At 64.4% G+C, this 11873-nt stretch carries 8 protein-coding genes; 5 read left to right on the top strand and 3 right to left on the bottom strand.

What is annotated here, in order from left to right:
* The 4 genes from MHX52_RS08820 to MHX52_RS08805 all read left to right on the top strand — a co-directional run.
* A partial coding sequence (locus MHX52_RS08820; protein ID WP_239317763.1) for a VWA domain-containing protein occupies positions 1–1754 on the top strand: 1754 nt, incomplete at its 5' end.
* A 112-nt stretch (positions 1755–1866) separates the two neighbouring features.
* Positions 1867–3759, top strand: coding sequence for a VWA domain-containing protein (locus MHX52_RS08815; protein ID WP_239317760.1), 1893 nt, complete (start codon positions 1867–1869; stop codon positions 3757–3759).
* A 25-nt stretch (positions 3760–3784) separates the two neighbouring features.
* On the top strand, positions 3785–5842 hold the full coding sequence (gene ligA / locus MHX52_RS08810) for an NAD-dependent DNA ligase LigA (protein WP_239317757.1): 2058 nt from the start codon (positions 3785–3787) through the stop codon (positions 5840–5842).
* Positions 5843–5865: 23 nt separating this feature from the next.
* Entirely contained in the window at positions 5866–6684 is an 819-nt protein-coding gene (locus MHX52_RS08805; RefSeq protein WP_239317754.1) for an aldo/keto reductase, read from the top strand.
* A gap of 7 nt (positions 6685–6691) precedes the next feature.
* Here MHX52_RS08805 and MHX52_RS08800 read toward each other — a convergent pair whose 3' ends face one another.
* The 3 genes from MHX52_RS08800 to MHX52_RS08790 are packed head-to-tail and all read right to left on the bottom strand — an operon-like array spanning position 6692 to position 10333.
* A complete protein-coding gene (locus MHX52_RS08800) occupies positions 6692–7807 on the bottom strand; it encodes a hypothetical protein (protein ID WP_239317751.1) in 1116 nt (371 codons plus the stop codon).
* Positions 7808–7814: 7 nt separating this feature from the next.
* Positions 7815–9038, bottom strand: a complete 1224-nt coding sequence (gene mnmA, locus MHX52_RS08795; protein WP_239317748.1) for a tRNA 2-thiouridine(34) synthase MnmA — start codon at positions 9036–9038, stop codon at positions 7815–7817.
* 29 nt (positions 9039–9067) lie between these two features.
* Positions 9068–10333, bottom strand: coding sequence for a cysteine desulfurase family protein (locus MHX52_RS08790; protein ID WP_370642240.1), 1266 nt, complete (start codon positions 10331–10333; stop codon positions 9068–9070).
* A 338-nt stretch (positions 10334–10671) separates the two neighbouring features.
* On the opposite strand from MHX52_RS08790, the gene MHX52_RS08785 reads away from it, so the two are divergent.
* Positions 10672–11871, top strand: a complete 1200-nt coding sequence (locus MHX52_RS08785; protein WP_239317745.1) for an ATP-binding protein — start codon at positions 10672–10674, stop codon at positions 11869–11871.
* Positions 11872–11873: the final 2 nt, after the last annotated feature.

Raw genomic sequence — 11873 nt, 5'->3', positions numbered from 1 at the left:
CCGGCGACGGCGGCACTCGCATGGACGCCGCCAAAAAAGCAGCCAACGACACCATCGACACCCTCGCCGATTCAGCCCAAACCGCAGTCATCGCCTACGGCTCCGAAGAATCCAACGCCCCGGACAACCGCGACAAAGGCTGCCAAGACATCACCACCCTCGCCTCCCTCGGCAACAACAAGCCCGAAGACCTCGAGGACAAAATCAACGGGCTAGAACCCAAGGGCTACACCCCCATCGGCAACGCCATCAAAAAGGCCGCCGAGGAACTCGGCAGTTCCGGCAAGCGCAACATCATCCTCGTCTCCGACGGCATCGACACCTGCGCCCCACCACCAGTCTGCGACGTCGCCGAAGACATCGCCGGCGACGGCATCGACCTAGCCATCCACACCGTCGGATTCAAAGTCGACGACAAAGCCCAAAAAGAACTCGAATGCATCTCCGACGTCTCCGGCGGCACCTACACCTCCGCAGACGACACCGAAGCACTCACCGAAGCCCTCACCGACGCCGCCCAACGCGTCGCCGGCAACTACGAATCCGCAGGCACCCCAGTCCAACTCGCCGACAACGCCACCGACGGGTTCTACCTCGGCGAAGGCCTCTACCAAAGCACCCTGCCTTCCCCTAAGGGATCCAACAAGGACGGCGACGATAGATGGTTCAGCATCAGCGTCCCCGAAGGCAAGAAGGCGCAGGTAACTGCAAACCTGGTTCCCGTAGGCTTCGAGGGTGGCGACCACATTTACTACAACATCAACGTTGAATACAAGAACGATAGCTGCAGCGACAAGGGCTCCGGCTACTTCGGAAGCTCCAATTGGCCCGGCCCGCCGGAAGCGGAGTCCGTCACTATCGACCCTGAAGAGGACTGCGATCCGACGAAGTATCGCGTGAAGCTGAACCACTCCGGCACCGAATTGGATCGTGACCTGCCGGTTGAGATCATGGTTGGGTTCGCACCTCAGGTCGACGGCGCCGATGCCGGCCCGGAAAACGATCGGGAGACTCCGAAGGGCAAGGACAAGGATAAGGTCAAGGTGCCGAGCACCACTCCGAAGCCGACCCCCGGCGGCACGTCCTACAATCAGGCAACCGAGATCTCCCCGGGTACTGTGTCCGACACCCTGGTTCCCGGCGAGACGAAGTTCTACCGCATGAATGTCGACTGGGGCCAGCGCCCCATCGCGGAAGTTGAGTTCGACAAGAAGAACACGGATGGTTCCCGTAACGGTGACATTTACGTCGCGTCGCCGCGCCGCGAAGTCACGTCTGAGCAGACAATTCAGACCCTCGACAAGGATGTCCCCACCACCGCACGTGCCGTAGGTACGCCGTACGTTTTCTACCGCAACCGTGAAGAAAATGTGGCGCATAAGGAAGCTTCGGACGCCGGTCAGTGGTATGTCATGGTCACCCTCGATGGCTACAAGGACAACGGAAAGCAAGCAAAGGACATCGAGTTCCGCCTGTCCACTGCGGTGGAAGGTAACAAGGTCGATGGACCGGAGTGGCGTCAAATCCTAGAGCCCGGACCGGCCCCCACCCCCGAGGCACCAGGAACCAGTGACGACGGCAACGGCGGCCAGGAAAACAACGGCAACTCCAACGACGAAGAGTCCAACGCCCAAGCCAAGGACATCGACAACGCCTCCCAAAGCAACACGATCCTGTACATCGGCCTGGGAGTCTTGGTCCTCATTCTGATCGCAGCAGTGGCGGTCTACTTCACCGCCGTCCGCCGCAAGTAGCGGCTCAGCCTCCGCGAAGTCCGGAACTAGAAAGGGCTGATTCCCCTTGCTCCCCGCCCATTCGGTGCCCAAGGCTCACGCCACTCAACCGCCACGAACTCGGCGAGCCGCTATGGCGCTGCTGGCTTTCCTCACTGTCCTCGCTCTTGTGCCGACCTTGGCAGTCGACGCACAAGCGAAGGATAAGGACAGTGTCGGCCAGCATGGCGGTTCCGGCCAGCGCCGCGGTGACGGTACCGATAGCCAGGTCGCCATTATTGTTGACGCCTCACGCCACATGACCGAGAAAAGCAGCGGAAGCGGTAGCGAAACCCGGATGGACGTGGCGAAGAAGGCCGCGAACGAAACAGCCAAAGCGGTGGCCGACAGGTCAGAGACCATGGTCTTGGGATATGGCTCCGAGGTAGCAAAAGCTCCCGAAAACGAAAACAGTGGCTGCCTCGATATCACTTCCCTTTCGCCTCTGGGGGACAACAAAGCTTCCGACCTCGAAGGTGACATCAACAAGCTGCAGCCCAAGGGCTATGCACCGATCACTAATGCCCTTAAGCAGGCCCAAAGGGAAATGGATTTCAGCAAAAAGCGCAGCATTGTTCTCATTTCCTCTGGCATCGACACGTGCCCGCATCCACCTGCGTGCGAACACGCCGAGACTTCATACAATGATCCAATGGAGACCATTCACACCATCGGTGTGGACGCTGATGACAAGGGGAAAAAGGTACTCGAGTGCATCGCCAAAGCCTCCGGCGGCACCTACTCCGACGCCGATAACATTCAAGACCTCCTGGTGGAACTCATCGACGTGAAAGGGCGCGTGCCGAACTACGGCGCGCCCTCGGGCACGCCCGTCCAATTAGCCGACAACCCCGACAACGGGTTCTACCTCGGCGAAGGCCTCTACCAAAGCAGCCTGCCTTCTCCACCCAAGGGAAAAGAAAAAGGCGACGAGAAGTGGTTCAGCATCAGCGTCCCGGACAACACCCAAGGCCGGATCGCGATCACCCCAATCCCATTAGGATTCGAGGGCAGCAACTGGATCAAATACGGCACTGAAGCAGAGGTCAGGAACGACTCTTGTGAATATAGGGAGACCTACGAAGACTATTACATTTGGCCAGCCCTACCTTCAGCAGAGAACATCACAATCACTCCCGAACAGTCATGTGACTCGACGAAATATCGAATCAAGATTTCCGGCATTGGCGATTTACACGACACTGAACTCCCGGTCGAAATCCTTGTCGGCTTTGAACCCATAGCTAGCGAGTCCGAAGCCGGGCCCAAACATGGCAGAGGGGTCCCTGAAGACGGGGACAAAATCGAAATCCCCGACACTTCTCCGCAGCCAACCCCCGGTGGCACGTCCTACGCCACTGCACCTGAAATCACCAAAAGCACGGTTTCCGACACCCTCGTCCCAGGCGAGATGAAGTTCTACCGCATGAACGTCGACTGGGGTCAGCGCCCCGTCGCGGAAGTCGAGTTCGACAAGAACGAGGAACCGGGAAGCCGTACCCGCAGGGGGAATCTGTACATTGCATCCCCACGCCGCGCAGTTACGTCGGATCCTTTGTCGGAAAATCTAAAAGAGAATGCTCCCGTTACCGTTCAAGCTGTCAACACGCCATACGTGTACTACCTCAACCGCGAGGGAACCCTGCGGGACTGGAATGCAGCGGATGCCGGCCAGTGGTACTTCGTCGTCTCCCTTGAGGGATCCAAAGACAACGGCAAGCCGAACAAAGAAGTCGAGTTCCGCCTGTCCGCCGCTGTAGAAGGCGAGCGAGCTGACGGGCCGGCGTGGCGCCAACCCCTCGAGCCTGGTCCGGCTCCTTCCCCCGAACCCCCAAGCAGCACCGGCGCGGACGGATCCGCCCCGCAGGCAAAGGACATCGACAACGCCCCCCAGAGCCAAACGATCATGTACGCCGGCCTGGGATTGCTGGCCATCGTCCTGATCGCAGGCGGCGCCGTCTACTTCACCACCGTCCGCCGCAAGTAGATCCCCCGCAAGTAGACTAGCGGGGGTGAGTACTCAATCCCGCTGGCAAGAACTCGCTGACCAGGTGCGCCACCACCGGCAGCTCTACTACTACGGCGAACCGGAGATCTCGGACGCGGACTTCGACGCCCTGCTGCAGGAGCTCAAAGACCTAGAGCGGGCCCACCCGGAGGTCGTCACCGGCTCTTCCCCTACCGAGGAGGTCGCCCCCGCTCCGCCCACCAGCAGTCCGTTCCGCAACGTCGACCACCGCGAGCAGATGCTCAGCCTGGATAACGTCTTTGATACCGAGCAACTCGCCGGCTGGCTGGACCGCACCCCCGCGAAGACATATCTGACGGAGTTGAAGATCGACGGGGCGTCAATAAACCTCCTTTACATCGACGGCCAGCTGGAACTCGCGCTGACCCGCGGCGACGGTACGACGGGCGAGGACATCACCCACAACGCGCGGACCCTCGACGACATCCCGGATACCCTCCACGACACGGACGAATTCCCCGTACCGGCTCTGGTGGAAATCCGTGGCGAGGTGTTCATCGACGTCGAGGATTTCGCCGCCATGAACGCCCAGCGCCAAACTGAGGGGCTGAAGATGTTCGCTAACCCTCGCAACGCCGCCGCGGGCGCGATGCGGCAGAAGAATTCCGCGGACACGGCCAAGCGCCCGCTGAAGCTGATCTGCCACGGTATCGGCGCGCGCGAGGGCTTCTCCCCTGCTTCCCAGCACGATGCGTACCGCGCGATTGCCGCGTGGGGGCTGCCGGTTAGCCCGTACACCAAGCAGGTTCATTCCGCTAAGGAGGTCCAGCAGCAGGTCGAGTACTGGGGTGAGCACCGCCACGACGCGGCGCACGAGATGGATGGGCTGGTCGTCAAGGTCGATTCCCTGGAAGAGCAGCTGGAGCTGGGGCACACCAGCCGCGCCCCGCGCTGGGCGATCGCATACAAGTACCCGCCAGAAGAGGCGATGACCACGCTGCACAACATTCGCGTCGGCATTGGCCGCACGGGGCGCGCCACGCCTTACGCCGTCATGGCGCCGAAGTACGTCGCGGGCTCCACGGTTTCGATGGCCACGCTGCACAACCCGACGGAGGCACACCGCAAGGGCGTGATGCTGGGCGATACGATCACCATCCGCAAGGCCGGCGAGGTCATCCCGGAGGTGCTGGGCCCGGTTGAGGACAAGCGCACGGGTGCGGAGCGGCCTTTCCTGTTCTCGACGTTCTGCCCCGAGTGTGGCACCCGTTTGGCTCCTTCGAAGGTTGGTGACGCCGACTGGCGTTGCCCCAACACTCAATACTGCCCTGGTCAGTTGCATACCCGGTTGACGTATCTGGCTTCCCGCAAGGCGTTTGATATCGACGCTTTGGGGGAAAAGGGCGCTTATGATCTGATCCATTCCGGTGTGTTGGCCGACGAGTCGGAGCTATTCGACTTGAGCGCCGAGGATCTGGAAAAGACCAGTTCCTATGCGACGAAGGCCGGGAAACTGAATAAGTCCGGTGAGACATTGCTGGAGAAGCTGCAGACTGCGAAGGAGGCGGACCTGTGGCGGGTGCTGGTGGCTCTGTCCATCCGGCACGTGGGGCCGACTGCGGCGAAGGCTTTGGCGAAGCATTTCGAGTCCGTGGAGGACATCGCCTCGGCCTCAGTCGAGGAGATGGCCGGCATCGACGGTGTAGCAGAGACGATCGCGGAGTCGATCTCGGATTGGTTCACGGTGGATTGGCACCGCCGGATCGTGGACCGCTGGGCGGCGGCTGGCGTGCGGATGCGTCAGGAGGCCGGGGAAGCTTCCGGCGAGGCGGATAGCGTGGATTCCGCGCTGCTGGAAGGCCTGACGATCGTGGTTACCGGATCGCTGGAGGACTTCGACCGCACGGCTGCGAAGGAGGCTATCGAGGCTCGCGGCGGCAAGGCGGCGGGCAGCGTGTCGAAGAAGACGGACTTCCTGGTGGCAGGCGAAAAGGCTGGTTCCAAGCTGAAGAAGGCCGAGGACCTGGGTGTGCCGGTGCTGGACGAGGCAGGCTTTAAGGAGCTGCTGGAAAACGGCGCAAACCGAACGGCGCAAGACTGAACTGAGTAGAGAGGCAGGAACGAATGACTGAAACTACAGCTCTTTCCCTCCCGGAGATCGGGCTCGGCACCTACAAGATGCAGGGCCAGGCGGGCGCGGACTCCGTGGCTGCGGGCATCCGCGCGGGCTACCGTCTGATCGACACGGCCTACAACTACGAAAACGAAGGCGCGGTGGGCTCTGGCATCCGCGCCAGCGGGATCCACCGCGACGAGGTGATCGTCACCTCCAAGCTGCCCGGCCGCTATCAGCGCCACGACGACGCTGTCGCTTCCGTCGAGGAATCCCTCTTCCGCTTAGGCCTGGACCGCATCGACCTGCACCTCATCCACTGGCCGAACCCCAAACAGGGCCACTACGTCGAGGCCTTCGAAACGCTGCTGGAGCTGCGCGAACGCGGGCTGATCCGCCACGTGGGCGTGTGCAACTTCCTGCCCGAGCACTTGGAGGCCGTCCACGCCGCCACCGGCGAGTACCCGGTGGTCAACCAGATCGAGCTGCACCCGCACTTCCCACAGGCCGAGGCCGTCGCGGCACACCGGGAGCTCGGCATCGTGACGCAGGCCTGGTCGCCGCTGTTGCGCGGCGCGGTTCTGGAGGAGCCGGTCATTGCCGAGATTGCTGACGCCCACTCCGCATCCCCCGGGCAGGTCGTCCTAGCGTGGCACCGCGGCCGCGGGGTGCTGGCGATCCCGAAGGCTGCCTCGGAGGAGCGGCAGCGCGAAAACCTGGACTCGCTGAACGTCACGCTGAGCGAGGCGGAGATCGAGGCGATCACCGCGCTGGGCCGGCCGGACGGGCGCCGGAAGAACCAGGATCCGGCGGTCTACGAGGAGTTTTAGCGCGAAATCAGTTGCGCCAGAGCAGGGCCGCCGCGTGGCGCGCCCGAGCTGCCGCCACGGAGGCCTGCGCGGCGGTGCGCTTGCCCTCGGGAACCACGATGTCCACCAGCCCCGGCAGTTCGTCGGCGGGCAGGGTCCACTGCTCCCACTGGCGCAGAACGGCGCGGGCGATGTCGCCCGCGGCGGCCTCCACGTCGGCCCCGCTGACGTCCTCGGCAGGGGCGCCGACACTCTCCCCACCGGCTGGCCCCGGATGCGCAGCAGCGTGCCCTCGGGCGCCGGGAGTCTCCCCGCCCACCGACGGCGCCGCCTGGGGTACCGCCCAACCAATCCCCTGGCCGCGTCCGATCATCCCGCCAACCAGGTCCTTGCCGCTGGTTGTCTGCAACTGATCCGCGGGCACCACGATGCGGTGGAAGCCCGGCGCGTGCGAGAGGGCGTCATCGATGAAAGACCCCGGATCCAGCACCACTGGACGCGCGACCTGCTGCTGGAAGCGCTGCCACACCCCGTAGATGAACTCGCGGTCGACGGCGGGGATGGTGTCGAAGCGGGTGGCGCCGGGTAGGCCACCCATGACCTCGCGGACGCGCGGCTCGTGAAGTGCGATGACGACCTCGCAGCCGAGCGCCGCTGACAGCGCACCGGCGATCTGCTCCACGCCGAAACCCAGGTGCAGGGCGCAGTCCTTAAACGCCGGGCGGTCGCGCAGCACGGGGTGGCCGCGGAACTCCACCTCCGCACCAAAGGTCCACGGGCCGGTGACGTGCAGCATCAGCCGCTCGACCTTGCCCGTCAGCAGCTCCTCGGCGGCATCCGTCGCCTCGCGTACCCAGCCGTCCATGCGGCGGGATTCCAGGCTCGGGTGGGCAGTCAGCTCCCAGCCACGGGGATTAGCGCGGATCGGCAGCTGCGCGAAGCTGGCCGTCAGCGCTGTGAGATCTCCCGCCCGGCCGCAGCGCGGGAACGACAAAGCTGGCGGCACGCCTGTGTCCTCGTCGACGTCGCACGTGCGGGTCAGCGCGGACTGAATCGCGGCGCGCACCTCCGCGTGGTCCGTGACGGTGTTCTCCCACCAGCCCAGGCGCCCGATCGGCTCCGGCTGCGCGGTGTTGCCTGCCATCGCCGTGCTACGCCTCTGCTGGCGTTGCGCGCTCACCCGCGCTGCCAGCGGCTTCGGCGTCCGCAGTGCTATCCCGCGGCGCAGACTCACCCGCGTCGTTCCACGGCGCGGTGGCGCGGATGGTGCCGCTGCCCAGCAGGATGTCGCCTTCGGCGTCCGGCTTGTAGACCACGGCGGCCTGACCGCGCGCCACGCCCTGCAGCGGCTCGTGCAGGTCCAGCTCCAGGCGCCACGGGGTCTCCCCCTCCTTCTTGACGCGCCCCGCCGGCGTGGTCCCCTCCGGGTCGTCCACCAGCCGTGCGGTGGCGGGCACTACCCCACCGTGGGCGCGCACCTGCACCTCACACTCAAACTCGCGGCCATGCACGGAAGGGTCCAGGCGCTTCAGCCGATCGGCCGTAATCCCACCGACCCGTAGATCGTCGCGCTGACCGATGGTCACGGTGCCCGTGGCGGCGTCAATATCCGTCACATAGCGCGGCTTGCCGTCCAGGCCCTCGCGCGGCAGCCCCAATCCCTTGCGCTGGCCGATGGTGAAGCCGTACACGCCGTCGTGTTCGGCAACAGTCGAGCCGTCCTGGTCCTTCATGAGCCCCGGCCGCAGACCGATCTTCTTGCCTAGAAACGCCTGCGTCTGGCCGTCGGGGATGAAGCAGATGTCGTGGGAATCCGGCTTGGAGGCCACACCGAAGCCGCGGTCCTTCGCCTCCTCGCGGATCTCCGGCTTGATCGTGTCGCCGACCGGGAACATGCAGTGCGCCAACTGCTCGTCGGTCAGCACGCCCAGCACGTAAGACTGGTCCTTGTTGGCGTCCACTCCGCGGCGCATCACGCCGTCGTGCAGGCGGGCGTAGTGCCCGGTCACCACGGCATCGAATCCCAGCGCGATGGAACGGTCCAGCAGCGCCTCGAACTTGATCTTCTCGTTGCAGCGCAGGCACGGATTCGGGGTCTCGCCGATGGCGTAGGAATCCACGAAATCGTCGATCACGTCGGCCTTAAAGCGGTCGGAGAAGTCCCACACGTAGAAAGGAATCCCCAGCTTGTCGGCCACGCGGCGTGCGTCCGCGGAGTCCTCCAGGGAGCAGCACCCGCGCGAACCCGCCCGCACGGCCTCGGGAGACTGGGATAGCGCCAGGTGTACGCCGATCACTTCGTGCCCGGCCTCGAGCGCTCGGGAGGCCGCCACGGCGGAATCCACACCGCCACTCATTGCTGCTACTACTCGCATGCTTGGCACCCTACTCGCGTACCGGCGGGTTAGGCCATTCCGGCGGCGCGGGCTTGCTCGACCACGCGCGGCAGGATGTCCGCCAGGTACTCGACCTGTTTTTCGGTGATGTCCGCGCCCAGGGTTAGCCGCAGCGCTCCGCGCGCCACGTCCACTGGCACGCCCATGGCAGTCAGCACGTGGCTAGCGCGGTTCACCCCGGCGCTGCAGGCGGAGCCCGTCGATGCGTCCACCCCGGCGGCGTCCAAAAGCATGATCAGTGAGTCACCCTCCGCGCCGGGGAAGCTCATGTGCAGGTGCCCGGGCAGCGCGCCAACCTCGGGAGTCCAAATCCGCACGCCGTCAATGCCCTGCGCTGCCGCCCGTAGCCTCTCGCGCGCCACGCGCATTCTGGCGGTTGCTTGTTCTAGTTCTTTAATTGATGACGCCAGCGCCGCCGCACATCCCACCGCACCCTGCACGTTCACTGTGCCGGAGCGGAGCTTTCGCTCCTGGCCGCCTCCGCGCACGGGGCTTAAGATGTCCGCGTCCCGGCGGGCGAGCAGCAGGCCCGTGTTCTTCGGGCCGCCGAACTTGTGGGCGCTGGCGGCCAGCGTGGTGGCGCCGAGGGCGTGGAAGTCGACGGGGATGTGGCCGACAGCTTGCACCGCGTCGGTGTGGAAGGGTACGCCGTTGTCGCGGGCGAAGCTGGCGAGACTCTCCAACGGCTGGATTGCGCCGGTTTCGTTGTTGGCCCACATGCAGGTCAGCAGCGCCAGGTCGCTGGGCGCGCCCGCGCTATCTTCTAGACCGGCAATCCAGTCTTCGGCGCGGATGCGGCCGGCGGCGTCCACAGGAAGGACCACACGGTCAAAGCCCAGATCGAGCGGCCCGGCCGTGAGCCAGTCGACGGACTCGACCACGGCGGGGTGTTCGATGTCGGAGCTGGCGATCACGTGTGCGCCACGGTGAGCCTTCGAACCAAACGCGAGCCCCTGGATGGCGATGTTGTCGGCCTCCGTGCCGGAGCCGGTGAAGATCACCTCTGCTGCATCCGCACCGAGGAGTTCGGCGATCTGTTCGCGGGCGTCCTCGAGGCTGCGGCGGGCATCGCGACCTGTCTTGTACTGGCCAGCAGGGTTTAGCAGCCCTGCAGCACGCTCCATCGCCTCCTGCGCTTCGGGCCGCAGGGCCTGGGACGCCGCGTTGTCCACGTACAGGCGCCCCCGCGCGCTCGCTGCACTACCTCCCGCGGCACCAGCTCCCGCGCCGCTAGTTCCCGCACCGTCGGTTTCTGCGCTGTTGGTCTTGTTCACGCCCCTACCCTACTTCTTGGGCACCGCACACCGCTCACGGGACCGTTGCGTCTTGATACTATTCAAGTACTCAGAGCCGATCGCGACAGGAGCGACCACAATAGGGCTCCCAGAATTCCTGCTGATGACACTGATCGCGCTTCTTGTCCTTGCAGTTCCTGGGATGCTCATCGCGATCATCTATTTGCTTCGGAAGAACAATAAGGGCAAGGACACGGACAGGGACACAGACAAGGACACAGCCGGATCGAAAGATCCCGGATCTAACACTTCTAACAAGCCCACTGAGATCTAACAGATCTAACAGAATCTAGCAAAGCTCCACTATGCTGTGAAGCATGACCAACTCGGCACGCCAGTCCGCTGTACCCGGCCAGCGAAACCCCTTCCGCCCCAGCTTCGGCACGTCGCCGTACTACCTGGCGGGCAGGGCCGAGCTACTGCAGGATTTCGAGCTCAGTCTCGCCGAAGGTCCCGGCTCCCCGCACCGCACGATCTTAGCCAGCGGTCTACGTGGCGTGGGCAAAACGGTGCTGCTTAACGAGATCGAGGACAAAGCCCGCGCCCAGGGTTGGATCGTCCTGCGCGCCTACCCCAATAGCGACATGATCTCCGAGCTGGTCGAAACAACGATCCCCACCGCCATCACTAGCATCGAGCAGCCACCGGAGCGCAAGCTTTCCGGGGCCTCCATCACCGGCGTGGGCAGCTTCCGCACGGAAGCGCACTCGCGGGCCGAAGAACTCCGTAGCGTACCGACGCTCATCACCCGCCTGCGCGAACTCTCCGACGCAATCACCGGCACTGGCATCCTCATCACCCTCGACGAGCTGCAATCCGCCGACCTCGACCAGCTCCACCGCCTGGCCACAGCGGTCCAGGACCTCATGCGCGACGAGCGCGACATCGCCTTCGTCTGCGCAGGTCTGCCCCACGGCGTGGACACGCTACTGCAGCACGAGGGCACCACGTTCCTCCGCCGCGCCTTCCGCGTAGACCTCCACGCTGTGCCGACTGAAGAAGTCTCGAAGACCCTCGCCATCACCGCCGCGGATTCTGGCCGCCCTTTTACTGATGACGCCCTGGGCCGCGCCACCGACATTTGCCGCGGATACCCATACCTCATCCAAGTGGTTGGCGCACTGTCCTGGGCGGCCGCCGGGATCGACGATTCGAACAGCATCGAGGCCGCACACGTGGAGACGGCCTCCCAGCGGGCTATCGACCGCATGACTAGCCACGTCCACCGGCCCGCACTCAGCCGCCTGCCGGAGGGTGAAATGAACTTCCTCCGCGCGATGGTTGCGATTAGTGCCGACGAGGGGGCGTCCGAACCAGAACCGGTAAGCGCAGCGGCACCGGCAACGAGAGCTGTCAAGACTGGCGACATCGCCACTCACCTGGGCGTGGAGCCGAGAGGCCTGTCCACCTGGCGAAGCCGCCTGATTACCCGCGACCTGATCGAGCCGGCGGGATTCGGTCACGTGCGATTCACGCTGCCGTACATGGAGGACTACATCCGACAGCAGGACGCATAGCG

The sequence above is a fragment of the Corynebacterium sp. ACRQJ genome, assembly GCF_022346045.1.
GTDB classification, from domain to species: Bacteria; Actinomycetota; Actinomycetes; order Mycobacteriales; family Mycobacteriaceae; genus Corynebacterium; species Corynebacterium evansiae.
Note: the sequence above shows the minus strand (reverse complement) of the source record. Positions and strands in the feature narration are given on the sequence as shown.